Below are 20,451 nucleotides of genomic sequence, written 5' to 3'. Positions count from 1 at the left end.
GTTCTCCTTCGGAAAATGATGTGTGTGTGGTCGTCAGTCACCGGTTGCCGATCTGTAGCAGCCGCATTAGCGACAACACGAACAGGCCAGTCAGCGCGATGGCGGCAATTGCCCAGTGCTTCCCGATGAAGGCACCGGCGCTGGTGCCGGCCAACAAGACGGCGAAAATCGGCAGATGACAGGGGCAGCTCAGGGCGGCGAGTAGGCCCCAGGCGTAGGCTCTCCAAGTAGATGATGCGGGCTTGCTGGGCGCGATACTGCGCCTACCCCTATCAGGATCTGAATGGCAGTCATGCTTTATATCGCTCATCTACATCTCCCCGCAAGACTCACCCCGCGCAACAGGACAGTTCTTTGACATCCTTGTTGAAAGTCTGGGCGCACAGCTTTATGCCTTCAACCATAGTCAGGTAGGGAAATAACTGCTCCGCCAACTCGGTGACTGTCATGCGGTTACGAATGGCCAGGGCTGCACTTTGGATCAGTTCACCCCCCTCGTGAGCCAGGATCTGGGCACCGATTAAGCGTCCGGTTGCTTTTTCAACCACAAGCTTGATAAAACCATCGGTCTCGAAATTGGCCAAGGCGCGGGGGACGTTCTCCATACCCAATACTCGACTGTCAGTGTCAATACCTTGCTGCTGGGCCTGTGCTTCAGTGAATCCAACGGTGGCTACTTGCGGATCGGTGAAGATCACTGCGGGCATAGTGGACAAATCCAGTTGAGCGTCTCCCTCCGTCATGTTGATCCCGGCACGGCTGCCAGCCGCTGCGGCAACGTAGACGAATTGTGGCATGGTGGAACAATCGCCGGCAGCATAGATACCTGCCACGTTAGTCTCCATGTGCTTATTAATGATGATTTCACCATTTTTTTCGGTTTTGACATCGATCCCTTCCAGGTTGAGCTTAGCCGTATTGGCATGGCGTCCGGTCGAGACTAAGAGCTTATCGCAAAGCAGTTTTTCACTACCGATTTGTCCTTCACCCTCTAGGGTTAAAGTAAATTGCTTGCCATCATGGGACACCTGACTCGCCTGGGTGTTCGTCAGGACACGAATGCCCTCTTTTTCAAAGCACTGCGTGAGTTTTTCGCCCAGTAAAGGCTCTTCGCGATACAGCAGGGTATGTCGTGCCAATACCGTTACTTTACTGCCTAAACGTTGATAAGCCTGAGCAAGTTCCAGCGCCACCACGGATGAGCCAATAACGGCCAAATATTTCGGCAACTCTTCGGCAAAAAGCGCTTCAGTAGAAGTCCAATAAGGCGTATCCGCGAGACCATTAATAGGTGGGATGGTCGGTGTTGACCCGGTTGCGATCAGAATTCTATCGGCGTAGAACTCTTCTTCCGTACCATCCGTTTTGCTGAGGATTAAGGTGTTTTTATCTTTAAACTGTGCCCAGGCTTTGACCAGACTGATAGCAGGATTGGCATCCAAAATGTTTTGGTATTTCGCCACACGAAGTTCTTCGACACGCGCTATTTGTTGTTTGCTGAGTAATTTACGGCTTATCTCGGGCTGATGGTTTTTAACTCCTGCAAAAGGATTGCTGCGCTGCTGCTGCGCCAGTTGGGCGGAGCGGATCAAGATTTTGGAGGGCACGCAACCGACATTGACGCAACAGCCACCGATCACCTCTGCCGCCTCGATAAGAGTAACTCTGGCTCCCCGCTCTGCGGACTTAATGGCGCAGGCGAAGGCTGCAGAACCACTACCAATAATGGCTACTTCGGGTACTTTTGAGTATTCATTTCTTGTATCGTTAGTCATAATTATCTGCTTCCTTTAATTAGCTTTGTTAGTTGGCACGGCGCAGCTATCATCATTACAGCGCTTGTTGGCCGGTGAAAAAATATCCCAAAGTGATACTGCCACCATCAAGCCCAGGGCCAAATAAGTGACATAAGTGCTCCAGCCGTACTGAAACCAGGGATACAGGGACAGCAGTAGCAATACCGGACCCAATATGCCCAATAGGCTGCGGTGCCATTGGCGGTGACTGAACCAGCCTAGGCCATTCAGTACCAGAGCAATCCAGGCGAACAGAGGCAATAACGTATTAATGAACACACCTTCCCACTGGCTCAGAAAGCTAAGACCAAGGGCTGCGCCTAGCGTGGCTATGGCGGGAAAGCACATGGCGCAGCCCATAGCCGCTACCACGGCGCCCAAAGAGCCAATTTTATCGCCAATGCGGGTCAGTAAACGAATGAGTGTTTCCATGGCGATTACTCCTGGACCGTTGAGGGATAACCGGCATGGGTCGTGGCCTTAACCAAGGCATCGGCAGTGGTTTTGCTGTCCTCGAAAGTCACCACCGCTTGTTTTTTCTCATAACTGACCTCTGCGCTGGATACGCCTTCCACCTTGTTCAGCGCCATTTTCACTGTGATCGGGCACGTGACGCAGTTCATGCTGGGCAGATCCAAGGTGACGGTTTGGGGTTTGGCCCAGGCAGACAGGCTGGCGACGAGCAAGGTGAAAGTGAATAGGATTTTAGTCATAGGTTTTTTCCTCATTTAGTTAGGTAAGTAGTTAGACAATTAGTAATATCCAGTAAGTACTGGTAATGAGTACCAGGGCAAGGAGTGCGCTGATCCAGAAAATCACCTGGCGACGCTTGTGCACTTGTGGTACCGCACAGGCGGTGCCCGGTTCGCAGGCCTCAACGGGACGGTAGAGCTTCCAACCGGTCCAGCCGAACAGGGCCAGCACGGCAAAAATAAACACAGGGCGATAGGGTTCCAACAAGGTCAGGTTGCTGATCCAGGCACCACCGATGCCCAGGGTTAGCAACAACAAGGGGCCAACGCAGCACAAGCCAACGCCAATGGCGGCCGCTATACCGCCAATCAGCGGCAGATTTAAATGGTTTTTTGGCATGGTTTTACTTAGCTCCTTTTCAGCACTTGATTTGTTTCAGTGAAGTAAGCCTAAGCGCCGTACCATGGTACAGAGTCAAGCAGAAATATACTCAATGTGTTTTTAAGGTTTATGCTCGGGTAGCAGGGATTCAATAATGGGGCAATGTGCCTGGTCAGGATTGACGGCGCATTGGTTTAATAAATTATTGAGGACGATTTCCAGGCGGCGCAGATCGGCCATTTTGGCACGCACACTGGTGAGCTTTTGCGCTGCCATGTTTTGCACTTCCTGACAGGGAGTGTCATTGAGGGTCAGCAGGTTGGTGATTTCCTCCAAGGTAAATCCCAGTTCCTGGGTACGCTTGATAAACCGGATCCGGTTCAAAGTGGTCTCTGGGTAGCGGCGATAACCTTCGCTTGGCTTGTCGGGCTGTTCGATAAGACCACGCCGCTGGTAATAGCGGACAGTCTCGACGTTGACGCCTGCCGATTTGGCCAGCTGTCCGATGCTATACGTCATGGCCACCGCGAAACGCAAGCCATCATGCCACAAGGCTTAGATGTGCATCGATGACATCCCAGGGGGCCCGCAAGGTGCGGGATCCTGTCCGCTCCAACAAACTTGCTTCTTCCAGGGCGCGGGTATCGGCATGGACATTCTTGTAGTCGCGCGCCAATGTGTTCGCCAGCGAACGGACACTCATCGACCCTTGTTGGCGGAGCGTCTTCAGCACCTCCAGGCGCCGAGGGGTAATCACTGCCAGAAGCATGGAAAGATCCTCGAAATTCAGGTGGATCTCTGTATCGATTTTCTTGCCCTCTGTTTTTTTATCGCTTTGGGCCCGCTGCCAGGCATCCACGAAGCGTTCAAACCCTTTGTCGGGTGTTTCAGTACCAATATGGATATGCTGTTTAGTCATGTTATTTACCTCGCAGTCGTTCAATGTCGGTTTTAAAATCGGCGATGAGCTGTTGCACGGAGATCCAGGTGTAATCCTCTTCGCTCTCTTGTCCTCCGGAATTTCCGTAATGCCGGTGATCCCCTTTGCCGCGTCATTGTCATAGCGAACCAGGCAGTGCCCGGACTGGCCGTAATAAAGCCGGTATTTCAATCCATGTGGCCGCTCCGTGTCTGGTATCGGTAATCGCCAGATCACCATTTCGCGGATGGCCCCATCCCGGTAGACGTACTTGTCTCTAAAGAGTAATTCCGCTTTCATATGGCTAACAGTACCATATGGTGCATCCTTGTGACAATTGTGTGTAGTATTGATTTTAGCTGGCGTTTATTAGCAATTTAAGGGTAAGCGCTCAATTCTGCGCGTATATTGACAGTTATGCTAATTGATCGCTTTTGCTGATATTCCATGGCAGCAGCGCGTCGATTTGCTCTACTGTTTCGGCATAAGGTAACTTGGTTAGCAAGTCATGAAGATACTGATACGGCTCAAGGTTATTAAGCTTGGCACTTTCTACGATGCTGTAACACACCGCGCTGGCATGGGCACCCTGTGGGGTGTCGGCAAACAGCCAAGCTTTGCGCCCAACCACGAACGGGCGAATGGCATTTTCGGCTAAGATATTACTGATACGCAGCTCACCACAGGTGCAGTAAACCGTCAGTTTTTTCCATTGGTTCAACATGTAGTGAATGGCCTTGCCCGTTAAGCTGTCTTTAGGCACTTTGTTCACATTAGTATCGAGGAACGCTTTGATGTCATTTAATATCGGCACGCTATTTTGTTGCCGATACGCTTTGATGTGCTCAGCCGTGAAGTCTGTTTGTTTCTCGCTTAGGTCGTTTATCTGGCGCTCAATATTGTAGAGCTTTTTAATCAAGGCGAGTGCCACGGCAGCCTTGCCGACGTTGTTGGTTTTTTTCTTTGGCGCAGCGTCGAAGGCATCTTTAAATTTACGCCGTGCATGGTCCATGCAACCCACACTAGTGAGACTATATTTTTTACACGCAGGACTGTACCCATCATAACCATCAGTTTGCAGATACCCTTTAAAGCCCTCGAGTAATGTCAGCGGCACTTGCCCGCTACGCGACGGGTCGTAGTCATACAGTATGCTTTGTTGCCCCGGCAAACCGCCAAGGGAAACCCACATGTATTTCTTGGAGGTCGCGGCTTTGCCGGGCTCCTTCAATACTTGTAGCGGCGTTTCATCCATCGCAATGACGTTGCCTTCATGTTGTTTGTCGCGCATCAGGTTGATGATGGGCAGCAGCACGTTGGCCGATTTCATCACGGATTCGTCAGGGTCAAGTCTTTCTTCTTGCCTTTTTATTGGTTATGGATAATCTTTAGGTATTAATTTATACAAATTGATAGGTGAAAAGATGGCTAAATAAAGAGTAGGGCATTTATTCCAAGGGCATGACAGCGGGGTAGGGTGTTAAACTTGAGATTGGTGTTTGCCCTTGGCAAGAAACAAGATCTGATAATCATATAGAAAGCTCCTCGAGTTTTTCGATACAGTTGTGTTGAACAAAACATAAACTGTACCTCGAGGAGCTTAGTATGAAACTATATGGTGGAATTGACTTGCATTCAAATAATAGTGTTATTGCTATCATTAATGAACAAGGTGAAACGCTTACCACTAAGCGTTTAAATAATGATATGTCCGTCATTTTATCTTTTCTAACCCCTTATAAAGACACGCTATCAGGGCTTGTTGTTGAATCAACTTTTAATTGGTATTGGTTAGTTGATGCATTAATGGATGCCGAGTTTAAACTTCACTTAGCAAACCCCGCTGCAATTCAACAATATTCAGGCTTAAAACATGCTGATGACCATAGTGATGCACGCTGGCTGGCTGAAATGCTACGGCTAAATATTCTGCCTGAGGGCTATATTTACCCGCGTGAACTCAGGGCTGTTCGCGACTTAATGCGTAAACGAATGGACATTGTTCAACAGTCCACTAAAAACGTATTATCAGTGCAAAGTTGTTATATACGACATCTTGGCTACAAGCTCAGCAGCAACAAAATAAAGCAAATGGCTGCTATCAGAAAAGGCGTGGATGTTGAGCAAGTGAATGCAGATTTTAGTTCAATAAACACGGCGCTGGCAGTCATTTCTAACCTCTCATTAATACGTTGTGCTCAACAGCAAATCAATGCAATAGAGGGGGCGATTTTAAAACAAATGTCACTCTCCCCTGAGTTTATAAACCTAACCAGTATCGATGGAATTGGAAATATATTAGCGCTGACGATAATGTTAGAAACAGGCACGATTAAACGGTTTGATAGCCCAGGTAATTTTTCTTCGTATTGCCGCTGCGTTAAAGATGCAAAATACAGCAATGGGAAAAAGAAAGGCGCTACAAATCAAAAGAATGGTAATCGTTATTTATCCTGGGCGTTTACTGAGGCGGCTAATTTTGCCATCAGATATAACCCAACAATCAAAAAATATTATCAACGTAAACTAGCTAAAACAAACAACGTAGTCGCGATTAAAACCGTTGCGCATAAACTTGCAAGAGCGTGTTACCACGTGCTTAAAGACAATGTGCCATTTGATGAACACAAGGCTTTTTCTTAACGGCTATACAATGAATTAGGTTAACGTGTTGAGTTAATAATAGGGTTGGTAAAACCATCAGATCTGATTGAGCCTGCACGTTAACCGCTCAAATTTAAATGTTGGATATGCCCAATGTCTGAGCCATAAAGGGTTGGTTATGTGAAAACATAAACCACTGATTTGTTATTGCGCAGTGCATGCACACTGCCAAAAACTGGACTGATATTGGCACTAAACGATGACTGAGGCGAAAGCCAAGGGCCTTAATTAATCATCAATGATGCTTATTAAACCGCCTTAATTCATATGGCGTTCTTTATTCAAGTCACGGTGCATATTCACACCAATCGACGTCATTACTAGGTGCGTAGCCATATTTAAATTGAGTTTAAAAAATAAGAACACTTGGTTTTTTGAATAAAAAGATCAAGAAAACACGGCTGTCTGCTTGACCGGAACTTTCTAATGGGTGACCCTCGGAGCTTCATTTCTCTGCATTTCCTATGCAAACTCTTACTCAGCAATTTGGACTCAACCAGGTGAGCCAGTAAATTATAAACTGAGCTTAAAATATAGCTTTTAATTTATGATAAAAAGCCCATTTAGCTGTAGTAATGTTACTCGCAGTACTGCGGCTATAACTGGTGGTGTTTATTGTCATTGTTTTGCAATTGGCTCGTCTGTAGTCATTTTTAGATAAGTCATATTTTCAATATCTAACTTATCAAAAGGGTATTGACCTCGAATATTATCATTAAAAAACTTCCCCATTGATGTTGAGTAATACAATTCATCCCATACTAAAATTGGGATATTGTAATAACGGTAAACGCTTCCTGATTCAAATTTCAGATCAAGGACTTTACTGATCGTTGAGTAGCCTATGTGTGAAAAAGCATCGGATCTTACTGGGTGTTGTTCAAACAAGGGGAATGGAATTTGGTTTTGTATAGAAAATTCAATTCCAGCGCTTATTGCATTTGCAACTGCATTATTTCTTAGGTATGCATCAATTAGCCCATGACCAGTTGAATCAAATAAAGACTCAGCAGAATAGTTTGAAGGTAAACTACCAAATAAAATCCTTACGGCTCGCATGACCCAGTCTTCGTCAAGTGTAAGGTGTGAAATGATCTCTTTATATTCCTCCCCCAAACTTCCTCCTATTGAGCTTGTTGGTGTTGCTATTGCGGCTAGGCTAACCATTGGATAATCGGAAGCAAGATAACCGTCGCTATATTGATAAGTAGATATGGTTTCCTCAAAAAGAGCATTGGTGTAAAAGTTTCCCTGCGAGTGACCAATAAGAATAATACGGTTGCAAGAATGCATCTGAAATTGAAGTCTTTGAAATGCATTTTTATAGTCTGTCTCGTCAATAATAGAGTAATTTACTTCAGTAAATACATCCTGTAAAACTGATTCAATTTGGGCGATATCTACATTTGAAAGTGAGCTAACAGTGCCTCCAATGATCGCAGTTATTATACGATACTCTGGTGAAAATATAGGTAAGTCGCTATATTTTTGCTGCGCAACTTCATATATTTGCATAAGTATTGCTTCACTTTTATTATAACTCCCCGTAGGAAATGCTCCTTTTTTAAATTCAGGTAGATGATAATTTTGAAAGTGACCTAATTCATTTAAGTTTGCCCTGTATTGCTTGATATTAGTTCGCATCCCATTTACATAGAAAATGCGTACATTATCAATGTTTTTAGAGCAGTACCGATCTAGTGCTTGATAATTACCATACGTAAAAACTGGAAATATAAGTAAGAATAAAAAATATATAGCTTTCACTTTATGTCCTCCTTAAGTATTTTGCAGTCTCTATCAGCATTTCGATGAAAACCGTCATCCCAAGCAATATAGTCACTAATTTTATTTTGGCTTTTTCGGTTCGCGTAAGCTCTGTCTATTGTATTAAAGTATAAAATTTCAGGTTCTCTAAAATGAGGTTGTGAATTTTGTAAATATCGAACACAGTAACTGATGTTAATCATATCTAAAATAATCTGCTTACCAATATCAGCATCTAAATTTGGTATACGCCCTTGCTCAATATCAATAACCAGTTGTAATGTTGAAGCGGCACCTAAACTAAAGGTGATGAGCTGCGGTGAATCAAATTTTTCATATACATAGCGCTCATAATCATCACGAATACCGTTATCATTTTGGTCAACACCGTCCAGCGTTTTGTAGTCGTCAGGGTGTTCAGGTGGTAAATCTGGGGTTAGGTAAAATAAATCTTTAATGCGCTGCCAGCTACTGTGGGGCTTAGGTTCGTTATTCTCATTCCAATAACGGGCAAGGAAGTAGTCAGGTCCGTATTTTACAAGGCTGCCACCTTGATACACTTTGTTTGCTTGCCATTTTTCTATCATGGTATTTTGCAGCCAAATCCAACCATCCCAATGTGGCTGGTTTTCTATCGGCTCAATACCCTTAACCCAAAAAGCGGCAATAAATAAGCTGTTGTTGTGAGTAACGACATCACCGGCTACATAGATAGAGCTGGCATTCCATTGTGGATGGTTTGGTTTAATGCTAGTTAAATCTACATTTTTAGATTCAGAGTTAAGCTGAAAAATATTTACAGCGTAAGTGTATGAACAGAATAGTAAACATGTGAGAACTATGAGTTTAGTCATTACAAATTCCTTTTTATAGAAGCTCCATTACTTTTTTTAAATTAAGTTCATTTTTTGGGTGATTGCAAGTCGAAAGTATTAAATATATTAATAACGTGATGGGTACATGTGTAGCTGCCAAATTTAAAGTATTTTTTAAAACCTTATTAAGTCTGTGTTCCATTTGCTAATAAAGTATCAATATAGGCGAGTTCTTCGCTAAAAATCCCACAAAAAAATGCACTTTGCTCAATGATTACAGTGTCATTAGGTTGAGCTTTGTAATCATGTTGGCAACGTATAAGCTCGCTGATTAACCACGGGCAATCATTGCTTGTAGTATTTATAGCTGTTTTTAAAAAAGAGGGCCATTTGATTTTTTGTAAATTAAAGCGATACAACATCACAGCGATATGGCTATACGCTTGTTGCTCAAGTGATGGTGGGTTATCACTATTTGCTGTATCACTATTTAGCAACTTACTACTAATAAGTACTTGTTGCAGTGCGACTTGTTGTGATTTACTTAAAAAAGTTGTTGTCATAATGCGTGAGTAGCCTTGGTTACAATGAAAAATAGCATTAAATATTAAAGGCTAAGCAGGCGTTTTATGACTCATGCAGCACCGAAAAAACGCAGCAACACTAATAACAAAATTGGCCTGACTCGTTACTGAATTAATAAAATACAATTGTAATTGGATGGATAGTTTTGAAGAATAAAGCTTAATGAAACCGTACTTCCCTAAAATGAATTTTATTTAAAATTGCGTTATTATTTAACCACTTTAAACAATTGCTGAGACTACATTGAATTATTTAGCCCACCTTTATTTAGCGCAGCCTATGGCTGATTCTCAGTTTGGGAATTTGTTGGGAGATTTTGGTGGTCAGCGGCAGTTAACACACATACCTGCAAGTGCTAAAAATGCGCTAGATAATCATTATTTAGTCGACAAATTCACAGATACTCATCCTTTAGTTAAAGAAGCTAAACAGTACTTTTCCCCTAAACGTAGGCGCTTAACTGGCTGTGCTTTGTAAAGGTTTAAAGTCTTGATTTATTATTCTTAGTTTATTTTAATGAACTTTACTGGGTTTTAGTTTTAATTTGCGTACTTTAACATTGGTCAGGTATGTTTAGTTTGTTTTAATGTACTTTCCTATTTATAAGTTTATTTTGCTGTACTTTTTTGTTGATAATTGCTTTTTTGTTCACTATAGTAAACTTAGTTTTGTTTAAGTTCTTTTTTATGAACTATTAATTTAAGGTTAGAAGATAGTGAGTAATTTATACGCTCTAAAGCAACAGCTTTTAATGCTTTTGCAAGAAGTTGAACGATTAGAGTCTTCATATGCCAACTTAGATGAAGCTTTTCCTTTGTCTGAAATTAAAGCGCGCGTTAATCAATATTGTAAAGATAATAGCATCACGGTAGATATCTTTTGCGAACTTGCCGCAATCAGCAAAGCGACTCTCTATAAAGCATATAGCAGTCCTGGTTCAGCTAAGCGCTCAACTATTGAGTCTATCCTTAGTGTGTTAGGGGATTATCAATTACTGGTAGGACGATGTATGTAATGGAAATTAACCGCAGAGCAACGGTATTTATAAATAATATCAGAGCGGGTGTTCTGATTGAATATAGGGATGAAAGCCTGTCCGGTAAAGAAGAGTACACTTTTATTTATGACGAAAATTATTTAACAAAAGGTGAGCCAATTGGGCATCACTTTCCACTAAGAAGTGAACCGTTTTACTTTGACATTCTTCCTCCATTTCTTACTAATTTGTTATCTGAGGGATGGCTGCGGACTCATTCCATTTGAGTCTGGGGAGCTTGCTTATATAACGAAGCGCTTTGATGTCATCGACAAGTAGCAGCGCTACTTAATTGAAGATGGGGCATCGTTGTGCCAAGTTCATCCAAAGCACAAAGATAGCGATGCGTTGAGTTACGAGAACGTGCTAATTAAGTTGACTCGTTGCGCAGGTAATAGCAAAGCCGTTACGCTAAAACTGTTTTTACACGTTGTATTTAGCCATATAGTCGGTAACAACGATTTGCATTTAAAGAACTTTTCAATGCAAAGAAAGCCAAATAAAAACAATAACATTATGGACTTAGTTACGCCCATGTATGATATGTTGAGTTTGGCACCTTATCCAGTATTCGATAGAGCGTGTTTTATGTCTTTTGGCGTTCTTGCTATTGAAGAAGGGGAAGAAGGCGATTTTAGCGACGCGTATAATATCTTTGGCTTTTATACCAAAGAGGATTTCGTTCAACTTGGTGTTAATATTGGTCTGCCTAAATCTATGGTAGAAAAACAGCTAAAAGTGCTGAAGATTAAAGTACTTAAGGCCATTGATGGTGGCTTTCGCACACCGATCCCTGATCACATATACGATGTTATTATCAAACGCATTCGCGAGCGTTGTCGTACATTAGAACTTACTCCACCCTAATAGTTGACGTGTTAATACTTAATCATCAGGCCCTTTTAGGGTAAACACTAAATGTTTGCGCATATCTTTTAAAATCACGCCTTTTTTTAGCATGGCACCACTTAAACGTTTTTGCCATTTCAATAAGTCGGGCTCTGCCGCTGTTAACGCCTGCTGATTCTCAAACTGAAAACACATTAATAAAGAGCCAGGGAATAAGTGGTATTCTACGTCAAACCAGCACTGCGACATGCCTGGAATGTCAGTAAGAGCCTGTTTTTCGATTGCATCAGCAACATTGAGCACCAGTGCTTGTTGTTTTATTTGCACTTTAGAGAGTTTTTTCATGAGAGATCCGATTTGAAGGCTAAAAATATAGCCAAGATGGCATATTATACCTAAGTATTTAGGTTGTTAACAACGTTAACTTTAGCTAAATACGGGGTGTAATGTTCAGCTGTAAAAGTTTTTTGTTAGTGCTTTGCCGTTGCTTGTCTAGTTATATAGCCTTGATTTGTTTAGATAAAAACAAGTTAGCTATATCTGCCACTTTTATCAATGAGTCTTTATCTTGAGAGCTCCATGACACCTTTTTTCCCACACTTTCACAACAAATAACACCTAACGGTTTGTTATCAAGAATGTAAATGTAATCAAGCAAAGAATAAATATTTAGTGGCTTGAAGTAAGCGTTAGTAAATGGTTTGGTTACCTGGTTATTTCTGGCGTCGGAGGCGTCTAGCACTTGGTTGGTTAAAATATAATTGAAATAGGCCGGGGAGTCTCCGGTATTTAAAATAGTGCCACTGGATATGTGATCATTTTCATCAAGGCAAATTAAACAAGTTAATGCACTATATTCTTTGCTAAATAACCAAAGGCTAACTCTATTGGCATTAGGAACTAATATTTTTAATTCTTTGCATATTTGGTTTAGCTTCCAGTCACTAGAAATAGTAGGATCGCTGATTTTTACTGCTAAGTTTTTTAAATTTAAGTTTTTAGGGTTGTAAACATTAAGTAAACTATTTAACTTGGTTTTATCAAATGGTTTAGTTAAGTAGCCATCCATACCAATCTCTAAGTAATGCTCTATGTCTTGTTTTAGGGTGTTTGCCGTCATTGCTATAATTGGAACGGTTTTGCCTGCGGGCAGCGCTCTAATAACCTTAGTCGCTTCCATACCATCCATTTCAGGCATTTGTATATCCATAAAAATTAAATCTACAGGGTTTTTTGTGAAGTACTTAATACATTCTTCCCCGTTTTCAGTGAGTACTAAATTGGTGTTGTGTGCGTTAAGCATTTTAGTAATTATGAGTTGATTGATTTTGTTATCTTCTGCAATTAAAACAGTGCAACCTTGCAAGTTTGTTATTTCACTGCTTTGCTGTGGCATTGAGGGTAATAAAGCAAGCTCAAAGTTTTGTTCGTAGGTAAACGTAGAACCTTTTCCTTTTACACTGCTAAAACTAAGATGCCCTTTCATTAACTCACTTAAATGGGAACAAATCGATAAACCTAAACCTGTCCCGCCATATTTTCTTGAGGTCGATGCATCCGCCTGTTGAAACTCTTTAAATAAGTGCTCTCGAACGGTTTCGTTAATCCCTATGCCTGTATCAATAACTTCAAATACAAGTGTTTGTGACTGCAATGTACTGCTTTTTACACTCACCTTTATTTCTACTTGACCATGATTGGTAAACTTAATCGCATTTGAACACAAGTTATTTAGAATTTGAGAAATCCTAAGAGGATCGCCCTTTAAATGAACCGCTATGTTAGCATCCACGGATGTGAAAAGTTTTATACCTTTAGTCGATGCTTGCTTTTGCTGGGGCTTTACAACGTCGTTGATAACTTTATTGAGGTTAAAATCGGTATGCTCAATGTCTAACTTGCCCGCCTCAATTTTAGAAAAATCTAAAATATCATTTACAATATTTGATAGGTAACGCGCTGAGTTTAGAATGTTTTTTAAGGTGTTATCTTTCTCTTCTATTGTGCTTTCAGCTATACCAAACTCAGCTAAGTTTAAAATACCATGTAACGGTGTTCTGAGTTCGTGAGTCATATTCGCTAAAAATTTACCTTTTAAATTATTGGCTGTATCTGCCTCATCTTTTAGTTTTTTAAGTTCTTTATTGTGTTTTTCTTGCCTCTTTAAGGCTATCGCGAGCTTTTTATTATTAAGCCTGAGCTCTAGCTGTGTAATTACTTCTTTGCCTAAAGTTGTCAGTGCGTTTTTTTGTTTTTCAGTGAGTTTTTTTGGACTATCGCTGATAACACATAACGTACCTATGGCATTTCCTTTAGGAGTTATAAGAGGCGCACCAGCATAAAAACGAATGTTGGGATCATTGGTGACTAATGGGTTGTTATAAAAACGCCTGTCAATGAGTGCATTTTGTACTTCGAAAATTTGCTGCTGTAATATTGCGTGAGAGCAAAATGCAATATCTCGTGGTGTTTCGTCTGCATCAATGCCGTGTTTTGATTTAAACCATTGCCTGTTTGAATCAACAAGGCTTATAAGTGAAATAGGGGTTTCACAAATGTCAGATACAAGCTGGGTTAAATCGTCGAATATTTTTTCAGCTTCTGTGTCTAAAACATCATACTCATATAAGTCCTTCAGCCTAGATAACTCATCTTCAGCTATTGGTGCTTTTATCATGGTATTGCTCTGTATTTAGATTTCATTAGTATCAAATAAACGTATAAAAATAATAAATAGAGTATAGCCGTGCTTGTGCAGTTTAGCTTTATGAAAAAGGGGTGAACACTGATTTTCGTGCACCCAATATATCACGCTTTGGTTTTACGACTCTTTATACTTCGTTTGAGAATGCATGGCAGGCAATGGTTATTTTAGCTGAGGCGGTTAAAACTCAGTTGTACAAAGAGCCACGTTTTAATTTAGCCGGCAAAGTAACGTAACGCTATCTTACCTTAACAATAGCTTATTTAACTAACAACATAAAAGCAGATGAACAGTGCCACTACTGTTCATCTTTTATCAAGTTAAAGTAATTTAGTTGCACTCTCATCTCGGTAGCTTGTTCCGCCATTTGCCGTGCAGCTGCCATTGTTTCTTCTGTAATGGCCGAATTAGCTTGTGTTAAACCGGTTAAGCGTTGTACAACAAGATTAACTTCTTTAATGGCCTGCTGCTGTGCAGAGGTTGAATGATCTATATGTATGATGTTTTTATTAACATCGCTAACAGCTTGCATAATTTGTTTTAATTTCTCACCAGAGCTGCCTGCTAATTCAGTCCCAAGGGCTATTTTTTGGTTACTATTTGCAATGATACTTTTTATTTGCTTTGCAGATGCCGCACTGCGACCCGCTAAATCACCAACTTCATTGGCTACAACAGCAAAACCTCTTCCATTATCGCCAGCTCTGGCTGCTTCAACAGCGGCGTTAAGCGACAGTAAGTTAGTTTGAAAAGCAAGGTTATCAATAACAGTGAGTATTTCGTTAATATCTTTACTTGCTTTATTTACTTCATCTATTGCATTGACTGTTTGTGTTGATAAGCGGTTACCTTCATCAGCAATTTTTTCTGCATTGTTAGCTAATGCCACTGCGCTTTTTGATTGTTCAGATACTTTGGTTAGCTCATCTAGCATTTGCTCGGTGCTTGAGCTTGCCTCTTCAAGGTTGGCAGCTTGCTCCTCTGTTCGTTTACTTATTTCAGTATTGCTAGATGCTATTTCTCCTGCATTTTGCACAACCTGACTAGCAGAAACTTGGATTTCTTTTATAACACTGGTTAATTTAGCAATAGTTGTGTTCGTATCGCCTTTAAGTGTGTTAAATACACCTTGATATTGTCCCTCTATTTTTTTAGTAAGGTCGCCTTTAGCTAAGTTTGATAAGACACTGCTTACTTCATTTATAGCTAATGAAACCAATGAAGTAGACTCGTTTACGTTGTTTTTTAAATCTTCCAGCTGGCCTTGCAATGGTTGGTTCAGCTGATGGGTAAAGTCGCCGTTTGCCATTGCTGCCATGACTTTATTGAGGTCATTTATTACATGGTCTAGATTAGTTACCGATTGATTTATATCATTTTTTAAGTTATTGAGTTGGCCTGTCATAACAGATGAAATAGTATGATCAAAACGTCCTTGACTAATGGCTAGCATAACTGATGAAATTTCAGTTAGCGCATTATCAATCGCCATAATTGATGTGTTGATGTTATTTTTTAACTGCTCTAGTTGACCACTGGCTTCACATTCTATCATTTTTTTAAAGTCACCTAGGCTAACAGAGGTCATAACCTCACCTATTTCATGCATAACATTATTTAGATTAGCCATACTGGAATTAATATCTTGTTTTAGGGTGTCAAGTTGACCTGCTAAAGGGGCGTTTAATTGTGCTGAAAATTGCCCTTGGCGTAATGCACTCATAACGTCACTAATGCCATTTATTGCCATGTTTAAACTGCTTACGGAGTTATTTACGCTGTCTTTTAATTGTGCAAGCTTGCCTTTTGCTGGGTAGGTGATTTGCTCTTTAAAGTTACCTTGTTCAACGTTCATCATAATATCGACAATACTGTTCATTGTTGTATCTATTGAGGACAGCGATTGATTAATATTACTTTTTAAGGTGCCCAACTCACCTGACATGGAGGCATTAATTTGTACATCAAATTTGCCCTCAGCCATAGCAAGCGAGATGTTATTTAATTCGTTTACTGCACTGTTAAGCGAACTTGCACAGTCGTTAGTAGCTTGTTTTAAGGTATCGAGCTCTCCCCGACAGGGTGCATTGATGCGTTGGTCAAATTTACCTGCGGCCATCTGATTCATCACACGGTTAGTTTCGCTAATTGATAGCTGTAAAGTAGCCAAAAGAGTGTTGAATGCATGAGTGCTTACACCTATTTCATCGTTTGAATAAATTGTTGCCCGCAATGAAAAGTCACCTTGTTGCTCTACCTTTTTCATTGTATCAGCCAGTGCATGGATTGGTTTTGTTAAGGTGCGTGAAAACCAATATGCGGCAACAGTAACCATGACAATAGTGATTATAAGTATAACGATGAGTAGCTGAGAAAGTGTATTTATAGACTCGAAGGCTTCGTGTTCATCCATTTCTGCTATTAGTGCCCAGCGCATATTAAATACATCCACAGGTGCAAATGCGGACAGAACCATTTCATTATTATAATCATTAATTACGTGTTGGCCTTTTTCATTGTTGAGCGCTTTGGTAACAGATAAAGTATTAACCGCGCCTTTATTTGGGTTTCTAAAAGAACGCTCTACAGAGCGATTTATAGGATCGATATAAGAATCAGAGCGCATTAACCCTTCAGGGCCAACCAGGTAGGTTTCTCCACTTTCACCTAAACCTTCACGTTCTTTCATAATTGAGTTGATGTCATCTATAGAAAGCTGAGCGGCTAAAATTGCAATTGTTTCACCATTGACAACAATTGGCTTACCAATAAAGCTTGCAGGTGCATTATATGAAGGGGAGTACTGTTTATAATCAACAAATGCGATTTTTTGAGGATCTTTGTTATTTTTTAATATTTGAAACAGGCTTGCTAAATTACTATTGGCGTAAGGGCCTGATTGCAGTGACGTTGCAAAGTCGACTTCTTTGTAAACTGAATAAACAATATTGCCATTTTTTGGGTCGATTATAAAAATGTCGTAAAACTTATTTATAGTCGCAACATTGCGCAAATAGTCATGATATTTACGATGGGTTTGTTCATATGCATCTGATTGCGCTGTAGCCGTTAATTTTTGTTTTTCACCAATTGGGTTTGGATTGTTAGCTAAATAACGAGATTGTAACTCAATAGTTTTTGAGCTCATTAAATCCAGCGCTGATAGCGAGGCGGTGTTTGTTGGATTTAACTGTTTAAATTTAGGGAAAAAAGAATCTTTATAAAAGTTATTTAGGGACTCTGGGGACATGGAAGGTGAAATAGCATCATACCCATTTATAAACTGTGCAGCTATGAGGGGGAAATCGGGATTAGCGTGCAGTGTATTAAGTTTATTTTCAATATTGTCAAAGTAACGTTTTACAGCGCTTTGCTTAACTTTGCTTACAGCATCTAATCGAGAATATACTTGTTTGGTGATTGAGTCGGAAGCTATACCAATAGCAACGGCTATAATTATGGCTATTGGTACTAAAGCAACTACTAAAAAAGCAGATATAAGCTTTTTAGTTAAATTTAACGAATTAAAAAAATGACTGATTGCGGGCATTACTATGTTCCTTGTAATAAGGTTTGTACCTTATAAGAGCATAGAACACAATTTCTGAAAATCTAATTAATAAGTAAAGTTGTGGGTTTTTATTTACTTTCAATACATTTTATTGTGCTTCCCATTTTTAAAGGTGTTTTTTATTAAAGCGCAACTAAACTATGCGCTAGCATGGTTTGAATTTGTTTTACTATTTTAGCTTCAATCTCGGGTTCAAACTGTGCAATGCGCGGAGTATGAATATGGCCTGTAGGAATATTTGAATTTAGCTGATTGCGCAGGCGAATACTGCGATAGGAGATTTCGTTAGACAAATAACCACCCCCGCCGCCTTGCACTGCAGTCGCGTTTTTTAACTGTTCAATCGTATTCGCTTTAAAATCTTTTTCTAGAGTAATAACGTGGTGGTTATCATTAATAGAATAGGGCCCTTTTGCACTTTGCATAGCCCTAACAGGTAAGCTAAATTCTACAAATTCGTTACCGGGTAATGGGCGGTCGTTTAAGCTTGGAATAAGTGGCGCCGTTTTGCTGCCGCCATACACTACGTTGGCGTTGTCGGGCGCTGTTACACTGCGACGCTTACCGGGGAAGCGCTCAAGATCAAAGTCTTTGCGACCCATGCTAACGGTAACCACCATATCAACATTATTAAGTGCGTAATAAGGGGCAAGTAACGACTCTATTATGCCTTGGTCAAAATCTTCGTAGCGCACCGGTATCATCACTGTGTTGATTTCAGCAGTGATACCTTTATAGCTAATCACTTGGCCATCAAGTAGCAATGCAGCAATACCTGATGGGTTACTTTGGTTTATATGTTTATCCAGTAAAAATGGGTCAAACCCGGTTAGTAATATTTTTTTATTGGTATTTTGTGAGTAGCTTAGGTCGGTGCGTCCTCGGCTACCGTTTTCTAGTAAGGTTAATAATACGGCTTGTTGCGCTTGGCTCAGTGAAAATGCAGGCTCAATGGTGCGTATTATTTTACTTGATTGTAAACGAGCCCAGTAAAGTGCGCGATCATCAAGGTTCTGCGTTGTGGTTATGCGCTTTTTGGCACTAAACCATAACCGTTTTGAATAGTCATTAACGGTATCTACGGCTTGTGCATAGCTTGAGAGGGATTTGAATTGTTGCTCAAATTGATTTACCTCGCTGGCAAAAGCGCTAAATACCTTAGGCATAAAGTGGTTGGCTTTTTCAATGCGTAATTCTTCTGGGGTTAACGGCGTATCTAAATTAGCAAAAACGCTAAAAGTAGAAAAAACTAAGCTAGAGGCAATCAGTGTCTTTATCATGGTAATTCTGTGCTGTGTTGTATTTATTACCCACTATCTTACGTCTAATAAGTGGATGCAAATAAAATCGATGGCAGGTTTCATGCTATAAGTAATATAAAAAGGCGTTAAATCAAAAACTGCTGATATTTTCTTAAAAAGAGTCGAAACTCTATGATAGGTTTAGCTACAATGTCGGCTGTGTATTTTTTAGTTTTTTACTTTAGGCAATTATGCAACTTATTGAAATAGATAAAGTACGTTATCGTAAACATTTAAATCGCGTTATCGTCGGCTGTGCAGCGAGTTTAGCAATTGGCAGCCTCGCGATTTCACAAACACTTATTGCAATATTTCCCGATGAAAGTGGTAGTCATTTTCATTGGAACTTATTAGGCGTTATTGTCACGAGTATTGGCATAGGGTGGTTGTTAAATAAATACCGTAAACATGCGTTTATGACAGAGGTTGTATATGTATGGGAGCTTAAACAAGCGCTCAATAAAATCACTCGTAAAATGGCAAAGCTAAAAGCGGCGGGACGTGAAGGTAACCCTGATGCACTATTAGCCATTCAGTATAGTTATGCAGGTTCACGCTTGTTATGGCAGCTTGACGATAACACTATCACTATGGATGAGTTAGCGATTAAACAAGCCGAGCTTGATAGCGTCGCGGCTAAATATAATTTAACGCTTGATGTTAATGATTATGATGACGCAATTCTAAAGCAGTTTTAATTTATAGGAATCACAATGTGCATAATTCTCTACGGTGTCCCGCTTTCTCCTTATGTACGTAAAGTACGTGTGTGTTTAGCGCATAAACAACTCGACTATAAACTCGAAATGGTCTCGCCGTTTAATCAACCTGATTGGTTTTTAGAACTTAACCCGCTAGGGCGTATTCCGGCGCTAAAAGACGGCGAGTTAAGCTTGGCCGACTCCAGCGTTATTTGCCAATATCTTGATGAAAAATACCCCAATTTACCGTCTTTACTTGGCAATACCGCAGAGCAGTGTGCAGCCGTTCGCTGGTTAGAAAAATACGCAGATTACGAGCTGGCTCCTTTTGCTACATTTACGGTATTTCAGCAACGTATTATTGCCCCTACAATGCAAAAGCAAACCGATGAGGCATTGGTGCAAAGCGCATTAAATGAAAAACTCCCCCCTTTATTTGATTATTTAGACGGTTATTTAGGTAATAACGAGTTTTTTATTGGCGATAGCTTAACCCTTGCCGATATTGCTGTGAGCTGCCAGTTAATGAACATGGAACACGCTGGTGAGCAACTTGATGAGTCGCGCTGGCCTAAGCTTGCTGCTTTACATAGCCGTGTAAAACAGGGCACCGCTATGCACACAATGCTTGAAGGCGAACAAAAAATATTAGCCTCATTAAAATAACGT

21 protein-coding genes and 2 pseudogenes are annotated in these 20,451 nt (G+C 40.8%); 8 read left to right on the top strand and 15 right to left on the bottom strand.

Features of this window, described 5'->3' with window-relative positions; genetic code table 11:
- Window positions 1-37: 37 nt before the first annotated feature.
- From merE to tnpC, 8 genes are all read right to left on the bottom strand, one after another.
- Window positions 38-310 (bottom strand): broad-spectrum mercury transporter MerE, encoded by a 273-nt coding sequence (merE, locus tag AC6H44_RS12435; protein ID WP_500735849.1) that lies wholly within the window; start codon window positions 308-310, stop codon window positions 38-40.
- A gap of 19 nt (window positions 311-329) precedes the next feature.
- Window positions 330-1,775 (bottom strand): mercury(II) reductase, encoded by a 1,446-nt coding sequence (gene merA / locus AC6H44_RS12430; RefSeq protein ID WP_500735847.1) that lies wholly within the window; start codon window positions 1,773-1,775, stop codon window positions 330-332.
- Between the two features lie 15 nt (window positions 1,776-1,790).
- Window positions 1,791-2,228: an organomercurial transporter MerC gene (merC, locus tag AC6H44_RS12425; protein WP_500735846.1), complete on the bottom strand. Its 438-nt coding sequence runs from the start codon at window positions 2,226-2,228 to the stop codon at window positions 1,791-1,793.
- Between the two features lie 5 nt (window positions 2,229-2,233).
- Window positions 2,234-2,509 carry a mercury resistance system periplasmic binding protein MerP gene (gene merP, locus AC6H44_RS12420; RefSeq protein ID WP_500735844.1) on the bottom strand — a complete coding sequence of 92 codons (276 nt, stop codon included), beginning with the start codon at window positions 2,507-2,509 and terminating at the stop codon, window positions 2,234-2,236.
- 31 nt (window positions 2,510-2,540) lie between these two features.
- The gene (locus tag AC6H44_RS12415; protein WP_500735842.1) at window positions 2,541-2,888 is read right to left on the bottom strand and encodes a mercuric transporter MerT family protein; all 348 of its coding nucleotides are present in this window, start codon (window positions 2,886-2,888) and stop codon (window positions 2,541-2,543) included.
- Between the two features lie 102 nt (window positions 2,889-2,990).
- Entirely contained in the window at window positions 2,991-3,389 is a 399-nt protein-coding gene (gene merR, locus AC6H44_RS12410; protein ID WP_500735840.1) for a mercury resistance transcriptional regulator MerR, read from the bottom strand.
- Between the two features lie 22 nt (window positions 3,390-3,411).
- Window positions 3,412-4,089, bottom strand: a complete 678-nt coding sequence (locus AC6H44_RS12405; RefSeq protein ID WP_500735838.1) for a toxin-antitoxin system TumE family protein — start codon at window positions 4,087-4,089, stop codon at window positions 3,412-3,414.
- Between the two features lie 115 nt (window positions 4,090-4,204).
- A complete protein-coding gene (gene tnpC, locus AC6H44_RS12400; RefSeq protein ID WP_500735836.1) occupies window positions 4,205-5,119 on the bottom strand; it encodes an IS66 family transposase in 915 nt (304 codons plus the stop codon).
- A 275-nt stretch (window positions 5,120-5,394) separates the two neighbouring features.
- On the opposite strand from tnpC, the gene AC6H44_RS12395 reads away from it, so the two are divergent.
- Window positions 5,395-6,432, top strand: a complete 1,038-nt coding sequence (locus AC6H44_RS12395; RefSeq protein ID WP_500735835.1) for an IS110 family RNA-guided transposase — start codon at window positions 5,395-5,397, stop codon at window positions 6,430-6,432.
- A 639-nt stretch (window positions 6,433-7,071) separates the two neighbouring features.
- Here the strand turns inward: AC6H44_RS12395 and AC6H44_RS12390 are convergent.
- The 3 genes from AC6H44_RS12390 to AC6H44_RS12380 form a co-directional block, all read right to left on the bottom strand.
- Window positions 7,072-8,220: a KTSC domain-containing protein gene (locus tag AC6H44_RS12390; protein ID WP_500735833.1), complete on the bottom strand. Its 1,149-nt coding sequence runs from the start codon at window positions 8,218-8,220 to the stop codon at window positions 7,072-7,074.
- Window positions 8,217-9,074, bottom strand: coding sequence for a chitodextrinase (locus AC6H44_RS12385; RefSeq protein WP_500735831.1), 858 nt, complete (start codon window positions 9,072-9,074; stop codon window positions 8,217-8,219). The genes AC6H44_RS12390 and AC6H44_RS12385 overlap by 4 nt, the downstream gene beginning before the upstream one ends.
- Before the next feature lie 146 nt (window positions 9,075-9,220).
- A complete protein-coding gene (locus AC6H44_RS12380; RefSeq protein WP_500735830.1) occupies window positions 9,221-9,598 on the bottom strand; it encodes a hypothetical protein in 378 nt (125 codons plus the stop codon).
- Between the two features lie 265 nt (window positions 9,599-9,863).
- Between AC6H44_RS12380 and AC6H44_RS12375 the strand changes: the two are divergent.
- The 4 genes and pseudogenes from AC6H44_RS12375 to AC6H44_RS12360 form a co-directional block, all read left to right on the top strand.
- A pseudogene (locus AC6H44_RS12375) lies at window positions 9,864-10,094 on the top strand (ACP phosphodiesterase); the annotation flags it as partial.
- A 241-nt stretch (window positions 10,095-10,335) separates the two neighbouring features.
- Window positions 10,336-10,635 (top strand): hypothetical protein, encoded by a 300-nt coding sequence (locus AC6H44_RS12370; protein WP_500735828.1) that lies wholly within the window; start codon window positions 10,336-10,338, stop codon window positions 10,633-10,635.
- The gene (locus AC6H44_RS12365) at window positions 10,635-10,883 is read left to right on the top strand and encodes a HipA N-terminal domain-containing protein (protein ID WP_500735826.1); all 249 of its coding nucleotides are present in this window, start codon (window positions 10,635-10,637) and stop codon (window positions 10,881-10,883) included. The genes AC6H44_RS12370 and AC6H44_RS12365 overlap by 1 nt, the downstream gene beginning before the upstream one ends.
- 64 nt (window positions 10,884-10,947) lie before the next feature.
- A complete protein-coding gene (locus tag AC6H44_RS12360) occupies window positions 10,948-11,523 on the top strand; it encodes a HipA domain-containing protein (RefSeq protein WP_500738431.1) in 576 nt (191 codons plus the stop codon).
- 18 nt (window positions 11,524-11,541) lie between these two features.
- On the opposite strand, the gene AC6H44_RS12355 is transcribed toward AC6H44_RS12360, so the two are convergent.
- Entirely contained in the window at window positions 11,542-11,850 is a 309-nt protein-coding gene (locus AC6H44_RS12355) for a hypothetical protein (RefSeq protein WP_500735824.1), read from the bottom strand.
- Window positions 11,851-12,001: 151 nt separating this feature from the next.
- Window positions 12,002-14,182, bottom strand: a complete 2,181-nt coding sequence (locus AC6H44_RS12350; protein ID WP_500735822.1) for a GAF domain-containing hybrid sensor histidine kinase/response regulator — start codon at window positions 14,180-14,182, stop codon at window positions 12,002-12,004.
- Window positions 14,183-14,280: 98 nt separating this feature from the next.
- Between AC6H44_RS12350 and AC6H44_RS12345 the strand changes: the two are divergent.
- A pseudogene (locus tag AC6H44_RS12345) lies at window positions 14,281-14,445 on the top strand (kynureninase/PvdN C-terminal domain-containing protein); the annotation flags it as partial.
- Window positions 14,446-14,507: 62 nt separating this feature from the next.
- On the opposite strand, the gene AC6H44_RS12340 reads toward AC6H44_RS12345, so the two are convergent.
- Complete coding sequence (locus AC6H44_RS12340) at window positions 14,508-17,759, bottom strand: methyl-accepting chemotaxis protein (RefSeq protein ID WP_500735821.1); 3,252 nt, start codon at window positions 17,757-17,759, stop codon at window positions 14,508-14,510.
- 143 nt (window positions 17,760-17,902) lie between these two features.
- Window positions 17,903-19,060 (bottom strand): pyroglutamyl-peptidase I, encoded by a 1,158-nt coding sequence (locus AC6H44_RS12335; protein ID WP_500735819.1) that lies wholly within the window; start codon window positions 19,058-19,060, stop codon window positions 17,903-17,905.
- 212 nt (window positions 19,061-19,272) lie between these two features.
- Between AC6H44_RS12335 and AC6H44_RS12330 the strand changes: the two genes are divergently transcribed.
- Both AC6H44_RS12330 and AC6H44_RS12325 read left to right on the top strand, forming a co-directional pair.
- Entirely contained in the window at window positions 19,273-19,779 is a 507-nt protein-coding gene (locus AC6H44_RS12330) for a DUF3087 domain-containing protein (RefSeq protein WP_500735817.1), read from the top strand.
- A gap of 15 nt (window positions 19,780-19,794) precedes the next feature.
- A complete protein-coding gene (locus AC6H44_RS12325) occupies window positions 19,795-20,448 on the top strand; it encodes a glutathione S-transferase family protein (RefSeq protein ID WP_500735816.1) in 654 nt (217 codons plus the stop codon).
- Window positions 20,449-20,451 lie beyond the last annotated feature (3 nt).

The organism is Pseudoalteromonas sp. TAP-3C (genome assembly GCF_059888565.1).
This window is presented reverse-complemented; position numbering and strand designations above follow the sequence as displayed.